This window comes from Candidatus Kirkpatrickella diaphorinae (assembly GCF_025736875.1).
GTDB lineage: Bacteria > Pseudomonadota > Alphaproteobacteria > Acetobacterales > Acetobacteraceae > Sorlinia > Sorlinia diaphorinae.
The window spans coordinates 1,606,958-1,628,336 of record NZ_CP107052.1 but is presented as its reverse complement, the minus strand read 5'-3'; the positions used below and the strand labels follow the sequence as shown (position 1 = coordinate 1,628,336).

15 protein-coding genes are annotated in these 21,379 nt (G+C 56.1%); 7 read left to right on the top strand and 8 right to left on the bottom strand.

Going from position 1 to position 21,379, the window contains the following annotated elements; all coding sequences use genetic code 11:
- Positions 1-12: 12 nt before the first annotated feature.
- Positions 13-6,009 carry a DUF3320 domain-containing protein gene (locus tag N5W20_RS07215; RefSeq protein WP_319806483.1) on the bottom strand — a complete coding sequence of 1,999 codons (5,997 nt, stop codon included), beginning with the start codon at positions 6,007-6,009 and terminating at the stop codon, positions 13-15.
- Positions 6,010-6,494: 485 nt separating this feature from the next.
- Here N5W20_RS07215 and N5W20_RS07210 point away from each other — a divergent pair, with 485 nt between their 5' ends.
- The 5 genes from N5W20_RS07210 to N5W20_RS07190 all read left to right on the top strand — a co-directional run bounded on the left by N5W20_RS07210 (position 6,495) and on the right by N5W20_RS07190 (position 10,118).
- Positions 6,495-7,301 carry a DUF3050 domain-containing protein gene (locus tag N5W20_RS07210; RefSeq protein WP_319806482.1) on the top strand — a complete coding sequence of 269 codons (807 nt, stop codon included), beginning with the start codon at positions 6,495-6,497 and terminating at the stop codon, positions 7,299-7,301.
- A 305-nt stretch (positions 7,302-7,606) separates the two neighbouring features.
- Positions 7,607-7,978: a hypothetical protein gene (locus N5W20_RS07205; RefSeq protein ID WP_319806481.1), complete on the top strand. Its 372-nt coding sequence runs from the start codon at positions 7,607-7,609 to the stop codon at positions 7,976-7,978.
- Positions 7,979-8,196: 218 nt separating this feature from the next.
- Positions 8,197-9,525: an MFS transporter gene (locus tag N5W20_RS07200; protein WP_319806480.1), complete on the top strand. Its 1,329-nt coding sequence runs from the start codon at positions 8,197-8,199 to the stop codon at positions 9,523-9,525.
- Between the two features lie 126 nt (positions 9,526-9,651).
- Entirely contained in the window at positions 9,652-9,885 is a 234-nt protein-coding gene (locus tag N5W20_RS07195; protein ID WP_319806479.1) for a thiocillin family RiPP, read from the top strand.
- Positions 9,882-10,118, top strand: coding sequence for a hypothetical protein (locus N5W20_RS07190; RefSeq protein ID WP_319806478.1), 237 nt, complete (start codon positions 9,882-9,884; stop codon positions 10,116-10,118). The genes N5W20_RS07195 and N5W20_RS07190 overlap by 4 nt, the downstream gene beginning before the upstream one ends.
- Positions 10,119-10,153: 35 nt before the next feature.
- Here N5W20_RS07190 and N5W20_RS07185 read toward each other — a convergent pair whose 3' ends face one another.
- The 6 genes from N5W20_RS07185 to N5W20_RS07160 all read right to left on the bottom strand — a co-directional run bounded on the left by N5W20_RS07185 (position 10,154) and on the right by N5W20_RS07160 (position 17,056).
- Positions 10,154-10,768 carry a TauD/TfdA family dioxygenase gene (locus tag N5W20_RS07185; protein ID WP_319806477.1) on the bottom strand — a complete coding sequence of 205 codons (615 nt, stop codon included), beginning with the start codon at positions 10,766-10,768 and terminating at the stop codon, positions 10,154-10,156.
- Positions 10,769-10,868: 100 nt separating this feature from the next.
- The gene (locus tag N5W20_RS07180; RefSeq protein ID WP_319806476.1) at positions 10,869-12,473 is read right to left on the bottom strand and encodes a hypothetical protein; all 1,605 of its coding nucleotides are present in this window, start codon (positions 12,471-12,473) and stop codon (positions 10,869-10,871) included.
- 2 nt (positions 12,474-12,475) lie between these two features.
- On the bottom strand, positions 12,476-12,898 hold the full coding sequence (locus N5W20_RS07175) for a hypothetical protein (RefSeq protein WP_319806475.1): 423 nt from the start codon (positions 12,896-12,898) through the stop codon (positions 12,476-12,478).
- Positions 12,895-15,153 (bottom strand): nitroreductase family protein, encoded by a 2,259-nt coding sequence (locus N5W20_RS07170; RefSeq protein WP_319806474.1) that lies wholly within the window; start codon positions 15,151-15,153, stop codon positions 12,895-12,897. The genes N5W20_RS07175 and N5W20_RS07170 overlap by 4 nt, the downstream gene beginning before the upstream one ends.
- 14 nt (positions 15,154-15,167) lie before the next feature.
- Entirely contained in the window at positions 15,168-15,722 is a 555-nt protein-coding gene (locus N5W20_RS07165) for a hypothetical protein (RefSeq protein WP_319806473.1), read from the bottom strand.
- 8 nt (positions 15,723-15,730) lie between these two features.
- Complete coding sequence (locus N5W20_RS07160; protein WP_319806472.1) at positions 15,731-17,056, bottom strand: YcaO-like family protein; 1,326 nt, start codon at positions 17,054-17,056, stop codon at positions 15,731-15,733.
- A 228-nt stretch (positions 17,057-17,284) separates the two neighbouring features.
- On the opposite strand from N5W20_RS07160, the gene N5W20_RS07155 reads away from it, so the two are divergent.
- Together N5W20_RS07155 and N5W20_RS07150 are read left to right on the top strand one after the other, a co-directional pair.
- Positions 17,285-18,601: an HlyD family secretion protein gene (locus N5W20_RS07155; protein ID WP_319806471.1), complete on the top strand. Its 1,317-nt coding sequence runs from the start codon at positions 17,285-17,287 to the stop codon at positions 18,599-18,601.
- A complete protein-coding gene (locus tag N5W20_RS07150; protein WP_319806470.1) occupies positions 18,598-20,721 on the top strand; it encodes a peptidase domain-containing ABC transporter in 2,124 nt (707 codons plus the stop codon). The genes N5W20_RS07155 and N5W20_RS07150 overlap by 4 nt, the downstream gene beginning before the upstream one ends.
- 28 nt (positions 20,722-20,749) lie before the next feature.
- Here the strand turns inward: N5W20_RS07150 and N5W20_RS07145 are convergent, their stop codons facing one another.
- A complete protein-coding gene (locus N5W20_RS07145; RefSeq protein WP_319806469.1) occupies positions 20,750-21,352 on the bottom strand; it encodes an invasion associated locus B family protein in 603 nt (200 codons plus the stop codon).
- Positions 21,353-21,379: the final 27 nt, after the last annotated feature.

The following is a 21,379-nucleotide window of genomic DNA, read 5'->3' as shown; positions in this document are numbered from 1 at the left end:
GGAGCGTGCTCTTCAAGGTAGGGCGTCCGCTTCCGATGATGTGGTTTCGGCGGTCATATCCGGACGCCCGAGGGTGATGGCTTCTTCAAGCCTCGCGCGCGCTGCGGCTGCCAAACGTTCGACGCCGAGCAGGCGGGCGAGATCGCGTGCCGGGTCTGCATCATTGAAAATCTCTGGATTGCCCCGAACCACGGATGCGATTTCCGTAAGGGGGATGTCGGAAATGGCGCGGCGCGTTTCCTCTCCCTGTGGGCGACGGTAAGCGATGAGGCTTGTATCCGCGCCGCGCTGCCAGATAAATTCCCCGCTTGATTCGGTGGCGCGCGTGAAATCAGGCAGATGTCTGTCAATCTGTTCCCGGATTTTGCTGCCGGTCCGTGACCAGCCATGCGCCCGCGCGATGCGCTGATAAAGTATATCGGTGCGGAGAGGACTTTCCGTTTCAATGACGGCATTGACCATCGCACGTAACGTGTCGCCGTAATCAGGATCGTAAAAACGGTCAGGGTCGATCTTCATGGCTGAGAAATCAGTGATTCGGTAAAATCGATCCGACGAAACTCTTGGCACGGGAGGCATCATGGCTCTCGCGAAGCGCTCCGGTTCCGGTGCTGTCACGGGCGGGGGCGTGACGTCAGCCGCTTGCGGTAGGGTTTCATCAATGCGAGGGGGCGGGAGGTAATCTTCGACGCTTGCTTCCTCTGATGGCGCGATGTCGGTTTTGACGGCGTCAAGGCCCGCTTCGGCCTGAAAGCGTGCCGCTTCTGCGTCCTGTCTCGCGCGACTTTCCTCCAACAGATTTTCGAGGGCCTGATGCAGGCGCTCAGTGCAACCCTCGGCGTCATACCACCAATCGGTTGACCAGACGCGGATGATATTCCAGCCAAGCCCGGCAAGAACCTGCTCCCGCACTTTGTCCCGATCGCGGGCAGTTGCGGCGCTGTGATAAGTGGCGCCATCACATTCTACGCCAGCGAGATAGGCCCCGGCGAGATCCGGATGGTGCACGCCAATATCGATACGAAATCCGGAAACGCCAATCTGGGGCGCGACGCGCCATCCACGTTGCGTGAGTTTTGCGGCGACGGCCTCCTCAAATGGTGAGTCATAATCGCCGACAGAACCCGCATTCCGGGCCGGTAATGCGACCGCCCCACGCTCAGCATAATCGAGGAAAGCCTTGAGATCATGCGCGCCTGCCGCCTTCACGCGGGCAACATCGATATGGTCAGCGGTGAAACCGGAGAAAACGATGAGTTCCTGCCGTGCACGGGTCACAGCAACATTGAGGCGTCTCTCCCCGCCTTCACGATTCAGCGCGCCAAAATCCATGAAGAGCTTGCCGGCCGCATCCTTCCAGAAGGTAATGGAAAAGAGAATGACATCGCGCTCGTCACCCTGCACGTTTTCAAGATTTTTGACGATGGTGGGTTCGATTCGGTCATCGGAAAAGAACCATTCAAGTTCCGGTTCATTGCGGCGGGCGAGATCAATCAGGTCGAGGATCAGCGCCTGTTGCTGCACGTTGAAAGTGATGACGCCCAGGGTCGGGCGTTTCTCTTCCGGCAGGTTCAACCATTGCCGCATGCGGGAAACGGCCTCATCTGCGTCAGCTTCTGCCTCAATGCGATTTGTGCGGCTTTTGCCGCGGTCATAAACGCCATGCGGGATTTTTCGCAGTTTGACGGCGCGGTCATCGACCTGAGGAGAAGGGAAGGTGACTAAACGGCCTTGATAATAATGATGATTGGAGAAGGCGATAAGGGATTCGCTGCGGCTGCGATAATGCCAGCGCAGATCGCGCACGGGGATACCGGCGGCTTTCGCCTCATCGAGAATGCTCTCCATATCTTTCTCATATTCAGCAACATCTTCATCATCATGATTGCTGCCGAAGAAATTGGTCGGCGGGAGCTGCTTGGGATCACCGACAATGATCGTCTGTCGCCCGCGTGCAATCGCGCCTACCGCGTCCCATGTGGAGATCTGTGAGGCCTCATCGAATATCACAACATCGAAGAGTTTCTGGTTCGGCGGCAGGAACTGGGAGATGGAGAGGGGCGACATTAACATACATTGCGCCAGCTTCGGGAAGCTCTCCGGCATTTTACTGATCATCTCCCGGATCGACTGACTGGGGCGCTGTAATTCCATCTGATGACGCAGAAGGCCGAGTTCGGATTTTCTGGGCACGCTTTGCACATCGGGCAGATCATGCGTCAGCCGACTCACAATCCGCCCGACAGCATGTTTCCGGACGAGATCATCAATTTCCCGGAAGTCACGGATCGCTTTTTCATGCAGGAAGCGATCAAAGTTGCGCAGCACCGCATTCTCTTCCATGACGGTGCCCAGCCACCATCGTGCATATCCGAGGCGGAAGGCTGTCCGCGCCTGGCTGGCGGGGATGGCGCCTTTTTCAATCTGCTCAACCAATGCGCCGAGATCGACGGCGCGCGCCTGGTTGCGGATGCGGCACCAGCCTGACCAGTCGCGCAGGTTGCGTCGCGCATTCTCCAGCGCCTCCAGACGGTCGCAAAGCGCAATAAGTGCGTCTGAGGTTTTATCAAGGCGGATCGCGCGCCCTGCCCGCTCTGAAAACCGCTCACACGCATCGCCGAAACTTTGATGCGCCGAGAGGAGACGCTCACAGGCAAGCCAGATGCCGTCATGGGCCTGCCTGTCGCGCAAGGCGGCCGCCACTTTCCGGGTTGCCTGCGCAGATTCATCAAGATTGCGGCCGTGAAAGCTCAATGCGGTGCGCAGACGTCCGGCGTGATCAAAAATCTCCTCAAGCTCGGTCAGGTTGGTTTCGAGCCCTTTGATGGGAAGCGACAAACCGTTAAGCGGTGTTTGCGTGATGATCGCGCCCTGATCTTTCATCCGTGTCAGAAGGCTCAGGTCGTTCTCAGGCTTGACCGTGCCTTCCGCGGCATAGGTCTGAAGCAGGCGCGTCACTTTTTGTCGGGCCAATACTGAAAGCGGCCACAAGGCGGCGTTGGCTTCCCGCCATCGGAGGTCAAGTGCCTCTACGTCAATGGATTGCACGGATTCCGGCGTGAAACGCGCCGCAAGTTTCTGCTCCGCATCCCGGTAGGCCGTGATCGCGGCGGTGAAGTCGAGGCGATCTCTCTCATATCTGGTGAAATCTCCCTCGAAAGCGATGGTGAGGTCGCGATCACGGCCTGCCTCGATGGCGGACGCCAAACGCGTGAGCATCGCGATCTCGTCCTCAACGGGCTGTCGGGTGGCGGAGATACCGAGTGCATCGCGAAAGACATTCAGGGAACTGGCGAGCCTCTCCGCCGCGTTACGTAAGGCCTGCGCGCTATCGAGCAGCGCATTCTGCCAGGCGATATTGTGATCGTCGAAATCCACGAGCTCCAATGCGGGTACGTGTTGCAACGCGGCAAAATATTCACCGAGATTATCCGCAAGCTCCTCCAATGCGGCTAGAGATGCTGGGTCGTGCGTGCGCTCCTTCGGCCATTCAAAATGCGGTGCCGCGACATCAGCGCCGCGCAGCGCGGTGCCCAGGGCGAGATAGGGCGTCCATCCATTGGAATATTTCTTGTGAAGCGCGTCGACATACAGATTAAGTTGATCGCGTCGCAATTTGAGACGGTCATTAATCGTGATCCATTCTGTTGGATCATTCCGGGAATGGTATTCCCAGGCTGTTCGTAACTGGGTCAGGAAATGACGTCGGTCTGATTTACTGGAATGAAGCTCGATGCAATGTGCGCCCAGACCGTGCTCCCGCAAGCGCCGATAAACAACGTCAAGCGCGGCGGTCTTCTCCGCAACGAAAAGGACCGTCTTACCGGAACCGAGGCAATTGGCGATCATGTTGGCGATCGTCTGGCTTTTACCCGTGCCCGGCGGGCCCACGAGCACGAAATCCTGCCCCTCGGCTGCGATAATACTCGCCGCAACCTGTGATGAATCCGCAGGGAGGAGGCTGATGATATCCGCCGGTGCGTAACGCTGGTCGAGCTCGGTTTCATCAAATCGCAGAGACGTACCGTCATCGAATGGTTTGTCAGGTGTGTCGATCAGGTGCGCGACGACGCGGTTTTCTCTCAATGCCTCCGTGCGCTCGACGAGGTCTTTCCACATCAGATATTTGGCAAAACTGAAAGTGGAGAGGGCGGTCTCGTCAATGACTTCCATGCCCGGCACGTCGCGCACGGCCTGGCGCATCGCATTCAGAATGCGGGGGACGTCAATGCCACTTTCATCCTTCGGGAGTTCGCCGCCAAATTGCGGGAGCTGCAGATCAAAGTCACGCTCCAGAAATTGTAGCAACGTTGCGTTGAAACGTGGATCATCCTCATTAAAGCGCAGGCGGAAGGGCGCGCTCGCACTTCGACGTTCCAGCTTGACCGGGATCAGTAACAGGGGCGCACGATAGGATTTCTCATCTTCCGGCTTTTTGCGCCATCGTAAAAATCCGACCGCGAGGAACAGCGTATTCGCGCCACCTTCGGCAAAATCGTTGCGGACCTGGCGATGCATGTCAATCAGGCGTGCTGAGAGTTCCTCCCCGCTCAGCGGGGAGGGGAGTTCATCCCGTTTCAGGGCCGCGGCGGCGTAGCTTTCATTCAGGTCGCGTCCGTGCTTTTCCCGATAGAGGGCTTCGTCTCTCTCCCCGATCGGATTTTGCTCTGGCAGAGACACGATTTGAATCGCGGCGCCATCCGCCAGGCGGTCCTCCAGATAAGCGACATCCGTGCAGAGAAACGGGATCGTCTTTTTCGTTGAGGGAAAATTGAGCAGGCGATTGCGCAATGTCAGATCAAGGAGTTTCTTCTGCCATCGATCAATGCGACCGGCAGCATTTGTCGGCTTTTCCTCAACAAAGAGGCCGGGCATATCAATGAAAGAGGGGATGGCGGGCAAGGATAAAGGGTGGAAAGCGCCGCCTGAATCTGCGTCTTCAACGGGATGTTGCGGGGCTTCATGCGAGGCGAGCGGGGTAACGCCGCCGCTGTGGGCGCGTTTGACATCGATGGCTGCCGTAAAATCCGGCGCGGCTTCCTCGCTCATGCGATGATCAAGCGCGTGCTGTGCTGCTTCCAGTATCATCGGTGGGCGTTGCGTGACGCCCGTCGTTTCAAATATGATCATCTCATGCGATGCGAGCGCCTTGCGGACCTCCATCTGATCATCTTCCACCGTATGGCTGAAATGCCGTTTGATGAGCCAGACGCCGACCGCGGCATGACCCTTGAACATCAGGATGACGGGGTTCAGGCCCGCCCCCTCCAGCGCCGCGGCGAAAAGCAGCGTTGTATCGAGACATGTCGCGAGTTTTTCTTCAACAATCCTGCCCGGTCGGCGCACTTTCTGTCCGCGTTCCTCAAAACTGGCGGGCGGTTCCGCGTAATGGAGGCCTGCTGCCGCGATCGCAGCATAGATTGCGGCTGTCAGCATAAAGCTGCGCTGAGGCGAGTCAGATTGATAACCATCCAATCCACTCGGATGACCATTTTTTTCCAGAATATCAGCGGCGGCGAGCAGAATTTTTGAAATGGCCGGGTCGTTTGGCATGACGAAAGCGGGCAATAACTGCGCCATTCCCTTGACGCCGCCCCACTCGTCACGTGCCAGGAGGCGGACGGGAAAATGCTGCTCGTCAAGCACGACATCTTTGGATATGAGCCGTAACGTCACCTCGCCGCGTTCAGCTTCATTCAGTCCGGCAAGATAAGCGGCGTCGAGATCAATCTTCCGATCGCTCAGCGGCAGGTCATCACCGGGTATCAGACGTTCAATCGTCCAGGTCTTCGGCCTTAAAAAAGCCGGGTTGGAGGTAAGCTCCAGACGTATATTTTCGAGATGCAGGCCGCCGACATTTCTGATTTCAATCGCGCGGAGGACGGGGACAGCATTTTGATAAGAGGCGTAAGTAAAGCAGTCTGAAAGATCCGCATAGATGGATGGCGTTTTCGGGATGTCCTCTTCGGGATCAGCCTCAATGGAATTCTGCTCACCGAAACCGTGCATATTGCCTCCCCATTTTATGCAAGAAGGCTAGACATTTACTGTCGAAATTGAAAGGTCAAAACGTCGGCTTTCTGCCCCAAAACGCACCTGCCGGGGCGAGGGACACGGGCATTCGTCCCATCTCGATGATTTCGCAGGCGAATTTCGCGTATTTGAGGGGGGACATTCCGGATTTCAGTCCGAGCTTGTCAGTCAGATGCGATGGCGGCAGGGAAGGTCTTCGCCTTGCTTCCGCACTTGGCTGATATTGGTGCGCGCGCGTTTCGTCAGGCGTGATGACCGCTTCGCCGCGATCACGCCCTCTCACGAATATTTGAATAAATACAATAAAAGCGGAAAAAACGATCTATAAATTAATTGATCCAGATCAATAAAGCATAAGCAAGAATATTACCAGTTGCTTTATGGCGTAAATATGCGAATCATACCAAGGTCAATGCTTTCGCATTTTTGACCTGATATTATCTTTATGAGCGAGACGTCCTATGTTTGATAAAGAAGTTGCTGAATTGCAGCGCAAGCTCGTCGATCATGAGTTGTATAGTTATATCAGAACACCCGCGCATTTGCGGGTCTTCATGGAGGCGCATCTCTTTGCCGTCTGGGATTTCATGTCGCTTGCAAAGCGTCTGCAGCGGGAACTGACAACCATCACACTCCCCTGGTTTCCGCCGCAGGATCCCTCCAAGGCGCGCTTCATCAATGAGATCATTCTGGGGGAGGAGACGGATTTCGGCGTTGATGGTAAACCGGCCAGCCATCTTGAGATGTATCTCGCCGCGATGAAGGACATGTCATGTTCAAGCGTCGCTTTTGAGACATTTTCCGTGTCCCTGCGTCGTGGTGAAACGCTTGATGCAAGTTTCGAACAGGCCGCGCTGCCCAAATATGTCAGGGATTTTGTCCGTTCCACCCTTTCCGTCGCGTTGGAGGGGCGTCTGGAGGAGGTGGCGAGCAGTTTCTTCTATGGCCGCGAAGACTCCATCCCGAATATGTTTCAGGCTCTCCTGGATCGTTGGGGGCTGGACCAAGGCAAAGTGCCGCGCCTGGTGCATTATCTGACCCGTCATATTGAGCTGGATGGGGAAGATCACGGTCCGGCCGCGCAGAAAATTCTGTCTGATCTGATCCGCGATGACGCCAGCCGTGATCGCGCCATCCACACCGCCCGGATGGCGATTTCCATGCGTCTACATCTCTGGGACGGCATATTGCGCGACCTTAAGGCGCAGGACGGTATGTCGTCCGAACATGCCGCCGCCGACGCGCCGCGAAGCGCGGCCGTCCTTTAGAAGCGCCTTCCAGTTCTGCCGGGTGGCGGGAGGGGAGGGCTGCGCCCCTCTTCCCGTCTCCACCCTGAAGGTCCGATGGGCCTTTGAGGTCAGTTCACCGACTCGCATCCTGACTTGATCATCGCGGCAAAACTTCCTTTCTGAGTCGGGCCGGAGAGGCGGCGCGTCTGACGGAAAACACCGTGGACATGCGTTGTGACGGCTGAAATGAAAAGTTAATGATTGGTTTATTTATATTGACGGTCGGGAGAGGCGCGGTTTAGCCTGCAACGCAAGTAACAATCGGGAAGGATTTGTTAAGGCTCATGCGTAAAGACAACGATGTTCTGACACGTGACAATGTCAGACCAGACCCTTCCAGACGTTTCGGAATGCTTGAGCGCCTCAAATTGGCGGCGCTTCGCAGCGAACTTCAGGAAATCTCGCTTTCAACGTCGCATGACGTCAGAAAAGTCATGATTGCGGCGAGCAAAGTTGGTCCCGCTCTCAATTCCGTTGATCGGGCCAATCAGCGTATGTCCTCCCTTGCGGCGCTCGTTAAAACGGTTGGCTACCGGCTTTCAAATGAGAAGCTGAGTCGTCGAGACGCCCGTGCGCTTTCGGAAGCCTTGAATGAACTCGCCGCGCTTCTGGAGGAACGTGGCACGGAAATCAAACGCGCCCTCAAAGAACTCTGAATCACATTCGGCGGTGTATCGGGATGCCGATATGCCGTTGCACCTGCGTTCAGCGTGGCGAGTAGAGGGTGGAGCCGCGACCGGGCGGACGTATCTATGCGTCCGGCCCTGAAGAAGGAATGTACCTGGCCGTCATCGCCCTGCTGTGGCAGCAATAAAAAGCCGCATTTACCCCTCTTAAAGTATAATCATGTTTTCGCCACAGTCATAAAGCCGTAATGATGTGGCATCGTCAATCAACAAGCGGGATGAAGCTTGTGGATCATCGGCGTCGCCACGTAAAAACTGTAAAAGCTGTTCTGATGATCGGCCTTGTGCCGGGCACGCAGATGATGACGCGTAGTGCCAGTTCTCTTCTACTTCCCGAAATACAGCGTCATTTTGCCGTTTCTGACACGCAGATAGGGCACTTACAGGGCACGTTCGACCTGTTTCTCGCAAGTTTCCTCGCGCTGCCCTGCGCGTTTTTTGTGGATCGCTACGGAAGTCGGTGCGTTCTCAAAAACCTCATTCTGATTTGGGTCATCAGCCACTTGTCATGCGGTTTGAGCGCCAGCTTCAGCCAGTTTTGCTTCTTCAAAATCATCATTGCGGCGACTGAAATTGGCATGGTTCCCGTGATTTACGCCATGACGCCGCAATATGCCGGCGCGATAAACCTCATGCTCACCAATGCGGCGGTCGGGGCGCTCATCACTTTAAGTTATGGCGCCGGATATTACTTCAGTGGCGCGCTCTTCACGGTGGCCACCTTATTTGCACCCGCGCGAAGCGACGGGCTGTGGCGCGGGGTGGAGGCGGTCAGCGCCCTCTTGGGCTTACTTCTTTTACTTGCCGTTATTGTTCTTCCCCGGCCCGGCATTGTTTCCACCGGGGTGAGGCTGACACGTCGATTTATTCCTGGCTGCACGATGCGTCGGGATTTAAAGCGACGTTTCCTCACCCTTGCCCTGCTGGCGGGCCCGAATGCTTTTGCTGCACAAGGCACCCTATCCATGATGACGCTCGCTTTACATCGGCGCTTCGAGCTCGATCTCTCCTCTCTGGGACATCATCTTGGAGCAATGAGCTGGCTGATCGGCTTTCTTGGCTTTCCGGTCGCGGCGGCTGTGGATAGCGTCGCCCGTCACGTCTTCAGAGCAGATATCCGGCTTGAAATCATGTTGATCTGCCTGACTATGGCCCTCCCCTTTATCGGTGCCGCCAGTATAGTGAGCAATGCGCATCTCGATATCGCCATGGTTGGCGCTTTCCTGTTTTTTTCCGGCGTGGCCAATGTCCCGATACCGACGGTGATTCAGGAGGTCACGCCGACATCCCTTCATGGGCGTGTTTTCGCAATATGGTCACTTTTCATGTCGGCTTTCGGCGCGCTGGGCGCGGTGACAATGGGCGTTATCTCGGACCGCTTTTTATCCGGCAAGCTCCTTCTTTCCATCTCTATCCTGGCAACCTCCGCCCTGGCATTGGTCGTAGGGCCAATGGCGCTTTACCTCTTATTTGGAAAAACTCGTGTGACGGCATCATTAACAAGTTATGAGCAATAAAGTGGAATTCTATACGAAATTGACGGAAGAGAATTACTATTTATTGCCGTACCATGGTAAATGCGCATTGCGTACTGATGATTCCCGGCGTATTATTTCATCAACCCTCCATAGAAGGAATGCCTTATGCTCAGCAAACCCCCTTCGGTCAGTTTCGAGTCTCTCTGCGCGGATGATGCCTTGACGGAAATCCTTGTTGATCAGGAACTGGATCGCGTCGTCGGCGGGGCGGATTGTTTTGGCAGTGTCGGGACGGCGGGGTCGGCAGGATCGGCAGGTGGCACTTTCGGCTCCGTCGGGACGGCAGGGACATTCGGGTCTGGCGCGTCCTCTATGTGTATGGGCGGAGGTGATTCATGAAAGCCGAGCACGGTCGCCCTCATCAACCACCACCGGATGATCTGTCTGATGTGATGGTGAGCGACAGGGACGGGCCGCGCCACGGGCCTTCCTCCGCCGGGACATTCGGAACATTGGGTACAGCGGGTTCTGTCGGCACGCTGGGTGGCACATTCGGTACGGCGGGCACGATGGGGACGTGCGGCACGATGGGCGGCAGCCGAAAGCCGAAGCCGCACCCCCACAAAAGATGAGTTGCGCGAAACGCGCTGGCCCCCTGACGCGCCTTTTACCGACAGATGACACGCACAACATGTCGATAACCGTGCGTAAGGGGCTGCCTCGCATGAATGGATTTCTCATTATCAATGATCAGCAGGTCATGCTTTCGCCAGTGATGGGCGCAAAAACTGCGCTTTGTCAGGACTTCCTCCATATTCGTCAGAATGTCGCGGCTTGAAGCGGCGGAAAATCCGCTGAAGATCGTTGCCCAATGCGGGGTTTCGCTTTTCGGATACGGGAAGTACGCCATCAAGGAGGCGCTTTCCGGCACGTAAACGCGATAAGTGAGCGATTTGAAATGACCCTCCGCGTCAAGCCGGAAGCGCGTTGTCGCATCGTGCTGCGTCAGAATTTGGTAAATATCGGCCGGTAGGATCCCAGCAATATTTTCGGTTGAAGCGATGAGGGTCTCGCCGCCCTGATTATCCTCTGACGCTTCGAGGCAATAAAGGATGAGATAGCGGGTCTTATATTCACCCCGGTCACCATCTGTATGAAAAGGGAGGAGGCCTTTCCCCGTAATCGGGTCGTCCCCGAGGCCGAGGTGGGTCAGTTGAGCGCGCCGGGCCTCATCCTGACCCTGATGCGGGACCCAGATCGGTCGCCCGAGCGCGTTCGCCAAAATCGGTAATTGGCTTGATGTCAGGCGGCATCGCGTCCGGAAAAAATGCGCCGTCTGCAAATGCTGCGCGGCGCGGGCGGCAAGGTCGCGAAGTTCAACATCACATAACAGGGTCAGAATGCCACGCCTCCCGAAATTTCTCCGCGTTGCGGGACAGGAACGCGATGAGCGTGGCCGCCAAGTCAGGGAGCCGGTCCGGGTCGTGACCGCTTACTTCGTCCGGCGTCACAACCCTCCCGGTCGCGAGGTCGCGCACCGCCAGATTACGCTTATCGAAAACGAGTTTGGTGCCCTCACTTATTGATGCAAGATTGAGCGCGATGTCGTTTTCGCTTTCATCAAAAATCCCGTCGATAAATGCGGTGTAACGGCGCAATTCGCGCATTATCTCCTCTGCGGAAAACCGCTTTTCCGCAAAGTCGGATGTCACCGCCTCATTTGTAAATGGCTGGAGCTGGGCAATTTTGATCACCATGCGCATGATGGCGGTCAATTCATCCGCCGCGCGCGCAATGTAGCATTGCAAAATGCGCTTGCGGTGGAGGAGGGGGATGATCAGCGTCACGTGCACATGATCCAACCACATCCGGAAATGCGGGCCCTCTCCTCCACTGAGCTTCAGGATTTCCACCCGGAAAACTTTCGCACAGAGTTTCGAGAAGTAAATAAAGTCGGGTTCCTGAAGTTTGAGGTTGAGACCCAATAGGCTCAAAAAGGCCTCAATGCGCGCTTGCCGGTAATAACGCCCGTAAGCATCAGCAAGGCGGCGCCCAACATCGCGCCGATGAAAGCCGAATTTATGGATCGCGTAAGACATCTCCATGCTGACAAGCGCCGGGTAATAACTTTCATCACTGAATGCGATATGGCCGGGATATAATTTGCGGTTCACGCCAGGTGGGACGATGCTGCAAAAATTAAGGTCGATCCATTCCCCACCCATTGTCAGGTTCGAGGCGGAAAGGGCGCCATGCATCAGACCATATAGGCTGGCATACGCGAATTGCTGCGCTGCACGCATGATGAAGCCCTCCAGCCAACGGTGAAAGCTACGTTTCTCGACGGCGCGTCGGGCGACAATTCGGCATCTCTCCAGATCATCGTAAAGCACCGGGCGGTGATCCAGCGGCACGTAAGCGCGGTTCTGGAGGAAATGCGCGGGTCTGAGAAGGGGCTTGCGGAAAAGCAGAGCCCCCTTGCCGCCCTGTCCGCGCCAGGCAGCGAGGTCCGCCGCCCTCTCATCAAACTTGAAGTCGATTCCGGTAATGGCGAGGCCGTAAATGGGGCACGCACCATAGGGCAGGATCTTATCCGCCAACATGGAGAAGACGATTTCAATCGCGGCCTGGTCAAGCAGCAGGCCGCCATATTGATGCGCGGCACGGCTGGCAAGGCCGGCCAGCGGGTTACGTCCGATACCTTTGATCTGCACGCGGTCATCCAGATTACCGACCCGCACGCCCCCACCATTGAAACTGCCCCCGATCCCGCCATAACTTTCAGCGCCCAGCAGGACGGGCCTTTGTGTGAGGTCGAAGGCGCTCGGATGAAAGTAAGGCTCACCAACGCGCGCGACCAAGCCGCGATTCATGCGCGCGATGATATCGCTCTGACCTTGAGCCGCGTGCGACGTCCAGATCAGGGAAGCTGCTGAAAGTGGATAAGCGTGAAATGGCGTGAGGGGGAGATCAATATCCCGGCTCATGCTCAAGGCCGCTTATAGCGGCGCAACTGCCCCTCGCGGAAAATGAAAAGATGGCGTTCCTCCCGAAACATTTTCTTCGGCAGTGACAGAATCAGGGCGCAACGGGAGCGGTAATGCGGCAGAATAAAGCAGTAAAAGAGGCAGAGATGCGGGCCGTCATTCCATTCATAAAGATAGGCGGGCAGCACGTTATCACGCCGCAGGATTGTCAGGCTCTCGCGGCATAGACGGGCCCAACACAGATATCCAATAACGTCTCCCGTCCCATCTGTCAGAAAATGAATATGCTCCGTCATGCAGGAAAACCAGATTCCATTGCGCAGATTTTCCGGCATCTCTGTTTGAGAAGCGATGTGAAGGTAAGAGACTCTTCCCATCCGCATTAATGCACCGTCATCCGGGTTGCCCTCCCGGAGAAGTCTCATGATGATGCCTCATCTCTGCCCAGGCAGAAAGCGTAGGGAATGATGCGGTCAACGCCATTAATGCCGAGATCAGCAAACGCGCTTTCAGTGACAGCGCCACAGGGGCAACCCCGCCAGTCCCGCGCCGTGATCAGGAGCCACATTGTCATGAGCACCGCGCCGGAGGCGGTGTAGAGAAGGCGCAGCGCGTGATTGCCCAGCCAGGTCGCACCACGGGAAAAATCAATGACGGGCAGGATGATCACGGGGGCGGCGGCCAACGTGCGTTGCGCGACGACCTCAGAGGGGAGTTCCCGGCTCACCTTGTGTAACTGCGTCTCACCAGTGACGGGCTCAAATATTGTGCGAGTCACGCGCGCTTCGCCATCCTGGTGCAGAATAATCAGGGAGAAGAGGCTGGTTTGGCACAGAGCGTGATGAACTTGGAAAATCTCACGAACCAGCGTCGCAATCTCTGCCTTGGTGAGTGGCCCTGCAAGATAGCGCGCAGTTTGACGTTTATCGAGAAGGTCATAAAGATCCTGACCATATTCAACTGTCAGTAATCGCGCCAGATGATCTGCGTCCGGTGGGAAGAAATCAGGGGCATCCTCGCTAATCACCGCTTCCATCAATGGCGCGGTGGTTTGGATATCGTCCTCCTGCGTCGCGGTACGCATGATATCCAACGTGAAGGAAGGATAATGATGGTCGGACGAGACTTCGAGATCCCGGCTGAAATCAATATGCGGGTCGATGCGCCGAATGATGAAAGGCTTCTGATGGTCATGCAGTGCGAGAATTAGAGACGTCATCACAACACCGCAATCGAGCAGACTGATGCGGTAGGAGAAATCTCCATATTTCCGCTGAAGTCGCTCAATACTGCCAATCACCAGAATCTGCGCCTCGCTGCGCCGCTCCGATTTTTCAAGGGGCAGGAAGCGCTCACTGAAATAAGTGAGACCTGTATCATGCGCAGTGTACAGATGGAGGCGTCGAATGGCGCGGTCAGCCTGCCATTCGGCGATATAAATAAGGGGTGAGGCGATATTGCCTCCAGAGGGGGTCCGGCTTCGCCCCGTGGTGATGTTTGTGCCGAGAGCCATGTGCAAAACGTCACGCAATATATCGTCGTGGAGCGCGTGATGGACATCATGTCCCTCCGGCGCAGCGCGCATGACGGGGTGAGTCTGGCCGGAGGATAAAGCGACATTTCGCGGATGGTAATGGCTGAGATAATCCCGTGCTGATCGGTAATAAGCTGGTGGCCGTAACGTGGCCGCGAGGTAGAGCCGCGTCTTTTCAAGATCTGAAGATCGTGCCCCGGACGCCTCCCCACATGGGGAAGGTCGCTGCGCGGCAATATGGATCGGCAGGTCGTGAAATGTTGGTAGCGCGCGCTTGTCAGACGGAAACATCATGCATTTATTGATGGGCAGAAAATCCGTCTTTCGCGCCGCGTGATGACAGGCAATGATGTCGAGATAATCGAAAATTACCTCTTCAGGAATATCCATGGCATCACTGACGCCGAAGGATTTGAGATAGCGTAGAGCAGCGTCAGGATGACAGCCGAAATGCGGGATGAGTAACGGCCCGACGACAAAACCCTGCAAACATCGCGTCAGGAGAAGGACGGAGCGACCTGCATCGTGGCAGGCCGCGATGCCGCGAGCAGCGCCTTCCGCGTCCCTCAAATCGACGTGCCAGATGATGAAATCCACAGCCCTTCCCGCAATGTCGTCGATGCTGCACGCGATAAAATGGTGGTTCGGGCGGGCCATGGCCGTGTTCCGCAGCATGTCTGACGCCGTCTGAAGGCCGATTCTGCTTTGTTTGAGCGTCCGGCTCAGCGTCTCTCCGGAGGACGCATCGGATTGCTGACTGGCGAGATAACTGAGGTAATTTTTCTCAAAAATTTCGTCGTGATCCGCGGCGTCGTCTGCACAGCCATTTTCCAACATGCATTGCTGGAAGAGCAGCGCTTGCACCCCGAAAATCGCTGTGGGGGAGAATTCCGAATGGTCCTGAATGATCTGGTCCAGCGATCGCCTGCCGTCAAATAACGCCGCGATCCCTGCAACACGATCCCTCAAATCAGTGCCTTTCAGCGAGAAATGCCCGGCATCACCGATAAAGCGCAGCCCGTCCGGTGGCAGATCGACAATTTCAATTGTCCGGGCGAGACGGGGATATTCCGGCAGCATCAACAATAACTCCCGATCGCGGGAATAAGGTGTTGCAACCTGGAGAATGGATCTGTTCTCGATCATGCTGAACCGGCTTCTTACACGAACTGTGAAAAATCCTGCGTCGTCGCGCAGGCGCTGGGCGGGCGGCATGCGCATCGGTGCAGGGGTGAAAATGCCAGACGCTGCACGCTGCCATCGAAGAAGTGATAAAGGAGGGAATTTTTCCGCGACGCACCTTCATCCGTGACGGCGCGGCGCAGAATGGCGGAAAACATGGTGAGATGCGATGGCAGGAAGGAAGTGTAAAACTTCCCGCTCAACGCTGCGCTATCCTGCGTCCAAAGATGATCTTCAAGCGATGACAAATGCGCGAAAAATTTCCTCTCAAAACAGCTTGCACATGCTGACACATAAGGCCCTTCCAAAAGCGGACTAGCGGCGATGCTCATCTTGGTCAGAAAAATGCAGATGAGCTTTTCACCGAGGCGCTGTCGATCAAGCTGCGCAAGATGCACGGCCTTGCGATAGGATGATGAGATAATAATCGCGCGATCGCGCAAAGCGTGATCCGCATCTTTCGGGAAATCTGCAAGGAGCGCCCGGCGCATGTGGGTCGCGAACAAATCCGCATCTTCCATGAAAAATCTCATCTCCAACCTCATGCGAAAGGTTGAGGCATCGGGTTGACGTTGCTCAAAGCAAAGGGCCTTCCCAGGACGGTTTCGGCTTTCTGAAACAGGCGCGGCGTGCCGAGGTAACGCCCCCGATGCAGGCAGGAAAAAGGCATGAGTTCCGGTATCAAAGCGCGCACGACGTGAATTCCCGCATCCGCTATGTCGTCAGGCGTGATGTCGCATAAATAGAGGGAGAGCCCGGCCCCCTGAAGCGCGCGGATGAATTCCTTGAGACCCGAAAATGACGGCATGGATGCGCGCAAAGCTGAGAGACGCGTCGATTGTTCTGTTTGCAGGAGGAAATCGAATGCGTCCATACGGGATGGCGCAGCCATATAAAGCGCGCCATCCACAATATTTGTGCAATCTTCCGGCGATGCGACGGGCGATCTTGTCAATAGATGGTTCTGAAGGGCAAGCTCGACCGAAAAAACCTCCGAGATCGCCTTCCTGATGCCTTCCACAGGGTCAAGCTTTGTGGCGCAGCCAACCATTGTCGTGATGTCGTTGCGCTGCGGAAATTGCCGGATGGCGTAGAAACTGGGCACGCCAAACTCACCGTCAGAGACGAGGATGGTGAGGGGGGAGGACGACCTCTGCGCTTGTCGGACCGTCTCGGCAAGATCAATCGGGATATCATCATCCATGATCAGCCTGCGCAAAGGCAATCGTGCAAGCCAGGTCGTGGCGATGACGTCTCTTTCTATGACTTCAAGGATTGCGGCGAGGATGGCCTTGTCCCGTTGCGTATGTGCCGCGACACCGGTGGAAATCGGGAGGCAGAATTGTTCCGCCTCCAAAGGATGGCCGACGAAATGGGTCATGACGAGCGGGATGGAGACGATCCTGCGCGTCTGACAGCAAAAACCCTTTACCCATCTGATCTCAGCGCCTGCATCGTATTGTCCCAGCAGATCCGGTGAGCGGGCAATTTCCTCCTCTGAAAAGCGAGGAAATTTTTCAACCGGAATGGCGTCATGGAGCGCTTCGCCTTTCGCCAGTTTGATATCGCGCGGTGCGCAGACAGCGCTTGCATAGCGCTCGGCACATTCAATGACCGCTTTCAACGCGGCCTGCTGCGCGGAGAAATCGGCACCCCCACCGAGTAACTTGAAGCGGAACTGCCCGAATGTCTGATCTTCAACCGATTGCCCTGCCCATCTGGCCCGGGACTCGCGGATGTAACCAAACCGGCCGGAAAAAGCGTGACGTCGCAAATCAAACGGACGGTCCACGATGGGGGCGAGGCTTTCCTCCGTCAGGTTTTTGATGATCCTGACATCATCCGACCGCCTATTCTGCAATCTCATCACCCCCGAAACATGTCACTGTCAGCAAGTCAAAATTATGGCAATCCAGGAATTTCCGTCAATTTCAAGATCAAATTCGAATCCCGGATCGAAAAGGATTTCGATTCGTGCGATTCGGCGCGATATATTCATAAAATAACGCTTTTTACATGACGCACTTCTATGTAAAAGCATTTGATTAGCGTGTCATCAAAAAATTTTATTGCAGATTTCCGGCAGAGAATAAAGATGGCGAATCAGGATTCAAGGCCGCTTTTCCGGCAGGAAGCGCTTCAATGGCGTCAGGAAAGCTGGATGGGCGCGACGTGCAAACTGGCGCCGATTTCCGGGAGATGGGTCGCGCTGGGAGCGGGTCTGTTTTTCGTCGCCATCTGTGTTTACGGTGTGCTCGGCTCTTATACGCGGCGCGTCCACGCGGCGGGCGCCTTGGTGCCGACGGCAGGGCTGGTCGTGATGACGGCGGATCAAATCGGCATCGTGACGCAAATCCATGTGCGTGAGGGCCAGCATGTCAAAGCGGGGGACCGACTCTTTTCCCTCGATGTGGCGCACCGGTCAGAACTTGACGTCACGGGCCGGAACGCCCTCGAGACACTCCGGGCCCAATACCGACTTCTGCAGGAAAAGCGTCGCCTGGCTGAAAAAGACGCGCCGATCGCGCTCTTTACAATCAAGGCCCATCTGGCCACGCTCGACAGGCAGCGCGCCATGCTGAAAGCGCAGATCGCGCGGGATGAAAAAATCCTGCCCCTTGTTGATCGTGCGACGAAGCAGATGCAGGACGCGATCGGGACGCGCCTCGTGACGCAGACGCAGTTTCAAAGCCAGCTCAACGTGTATTTCCAGTCATTCAACGTCCATGCGCAAATGGTGAGGGCGCTGATTGACGTCGAGGGGCAGAGATCCGCGGATCAGCTCAAAATCCTGCAGCACCCCATTGAATGGGCGCGTCGGTTGAACGAGATCGACACGCAACTGGCGGATTGTCGGCGACAGATCTCTCAGGCAAGCCGGGAGACGGAGGCCATTCTGGACGCACGTATTGCCGGAACGATTGACGGGATAACGTCTCACGTCGGCCAACATGTCAGGAATGACCAGCCATTACTGACCATTCTACCAGATCACGCCACTTTACTGGCAGAGCTTTTCGTCAGCAGCCGGGCCGTGGGCTTCATCCATGTCGGGCAACCCGTGTTGCTGAAATACGCGCCTTACCCTTATCAGCGTTTCGGCCTTTATCAGGGGCGCGTTATAGAGGTCACGCGGTCCCCGATTCAAGTGCCCTTCGCGACAATGCCCCGAAAAGGGGGCGTGGCGCCGGATGGGCCCGACGCGGATCAATATCGCATTCGCGTCAGGCCGGCGCGTGACATTGCCATGGTGTACGGCAGGCCGGAGAAATTGCAGCCCGGCATGAAGCTGGAAGCGGAGATCGCCGTGGATCACCGCCGCCTCTACCAGTGGCTTCTCGACCCCTTCATCTCCAGCGCCATGAAGTTGCGGCAGATCTCCCAAAAGGATGGCGGGGGCGTGACGACGTGAAATTCAAGGCGCTGCAATTCGGGTTGAGGCGGCGCATGCCGGTCATTCTGCAATCGGAGGCTTCCGAATGTGGGCTCGCCTGTCTGGCGATGATTCTGTCTCACCACGGCCATCAGATCGATCTCGCGACGTTGCGGCGGGACACGGCTTCATTTCACGCGGCCACGACACTCAGATCCCTGATCCAGAGGGCGGAGCGGGAGGATCTGGATGCCCGCCCCCTGAAGCTGGGTCTGCCGGCCTTGGGACGTCTGAATCTCCCCTGCATCATCCATTGGGATTTCAATCATTTTGTGGTGCTGGTGAAGGTCACGGAAAGCCGCATAACGCTTCATGACCCGGCTTATGGCAAACGGGTTCTGTCGCAGGAGGAGTTCTCGCGTCATTTTACGGGCGTGGCTGTCGAATTCTCACCGACAACACGTTTCACCCGGCGTGATGACCGTCACCTTCTCGATATAAGGGATATGCTGCGCCATGTCCCCCGGCTGCCCCTCTCGCTCCTCGCGCTTGGCGTCCTCTCTCTCGGGTTGGAAGTCATCGCGCTGATTAACCCTATTCTGGCTCAGATCATCATTGATGAGGTGCTTGTGACAGGGGATCAATCCCTGCTTTGGACAATTGCTGTGGCACTGGCGCTTCTGCTGGTTCTTCAAGGTGTTTTCGCGACATTTCGCGGCTGGTCGATCATGATTTTATCGACACGTATTTCCGTGCAATGGAATTTCAGCCTGTTTTCCCATCTGCTGAAATTGCCGCAGGAATTTTTCACGCGGCGGGGTGCGGGCGATATCCAGTCAAAATTTGGAAGCCTCGCGACCCTTCAGCAGACATTGACGACCGATTTGATCCAGAGCGTCATAGATGGGCTTATGGCGGTCGGGATGATGATCATGATCATCATCTATGCGCGATGGTTGTCGCTGATCATCCTCGCTTTCTCCGCGCTGGATTTTTTTCTGAGGCTTTTCCTCTTCAACCCCTACCGGGATTTGTCTGAAGAGCTGCTCTCCCGGAATGCCGCGCATCAAAGCCATTTTCTGGAAACATTGCGCGGGATGCGCACCATCAAGCTTCTGGCGCTGGAGGGGCGGCGACGATTTGCCTGGGGCAACCGGCTGATTGACAGCTTCAATACGAATCTGCGTCTGCAACGCTATGACCTGTTTTTCAGTCGTTCTCAGGAGATTTTATGGGGGGCGGATCGTGTGCTTCTGCTTGTGCTCGGCGCACGCATGGTGCTTTCAGCCGAGATGTCGATCGGGATGCTGATCGCGTTTCTGAGCTACCGGGATCAGTTTGCCCATCGTTTTGGCAATCTCATCAATGCGGCTTTTAAGATCCGTAATCTGAAAGTCCAATGCCACCGGCTTGCGGATATCGCCCTGACCCCGGTTGACCCCGCGATGGAGAGCTTTCCGTTGCCATCCATGTCCCATGTCCCGTCCGAAAAAAACGTTCCCGTCATTGAGTGCCGCAATATCGGGTTTCGATATGGTGCGGAGGAGAACTGGGTTTTTCGCCATCTCAATCTGACCATCCCCGCGCAGGCCAGTTTCGCGATTGAAGGGCCGTCCGGGTGCGGCAAATCCACCCTGATGTCCGTTTTGATGGGGTTGATCCCACCGGAAGAAGGACAGATTTTTTGGAACGGCGTGGCCCTCACCCCTCAGAACCGGCAGGCTTATCGCGCCCGGATTGCAGGCGTGATGCAGGATGATATCCTCCTCTCAGGCAATATCGCGGAGAATATTGCCAGTTTCGATGAGGAAATCGATTTCACCCGTGTCATGACATGTGCCGCGCAGGCGCAGATCCTGGATGACATTGAAAATCTGCCGATGGGGTTTGAGACGCGGGTCAGTGAAATGGGTGCGACGATGTCCGGGGGACAGCGCCAGCGCATCATTTTCGCCCGGGCCCTTTACCGCCAACCGGATATTCTCTTCCTCGATGAAGCAACAAGCCATCTAGACCCGACAGCCGAACGCCGGATTGAAGCCACGATTGATGACCTCGCTGTCACGCGGGTGATTGTCACACACCGACAGGAGACCGTCGCGCGCGCACGGTTCCGCTTCTCAATGGGCGCTGATGCTGCAGGAGTTTTGCAGCATTGAGGGTTTGATGCGCCGTGCCTGAAAAGCGTCATGACCCGGACAGCATCGCGGCCAGCCGTGCGGAAGCCTCCTTAAGGCCCTTAGAGGACACAACGAGTATCACATTCTGATCTTTCGGTGTCGACGCCTTGACCTCAAGCTTCTTCGCGGCCTGAAGGCTGAAGAACTGGTCACGCGTCAGATTGAAAGGGACGAGGCAGCCATTCGGCATGCAGGTGCTGAATGGCACGGAGACAACCTGCCCACCATCGGCATTGATCGAAATGCCTTTCGTCAAAGCAAGGCCGAAAGGCATGACGACCAGACTGGCGATCTTATCCTTCTCCGGCTCAAATTGCAGGGTCAGGATCTTTTGGTGGCTTTTCTCATCCGCCAATTGCTGCACGAGGGCGCATCTCGGCCCCGCTTCCAGCTTCTGGCAGCTGACCCGCCAATCCTGATACGTCTCGTTCAGGGCGGTGACCCCGTCCGGCAGGCGATATTCCAGCTTGGATACATCATGAATGACAGGTTTCGGATGAATGGGCGCTTTCCGGCTGGAAGCGACACTCATCGCCGCATATCCCACAATGCTTGTCACTGTGACCGCGATCAGCAAAGCGGCGATTTCACGCTGTTTGAATTTTCTCATTTTCGTCTCCTATTAATGAAATGAGGG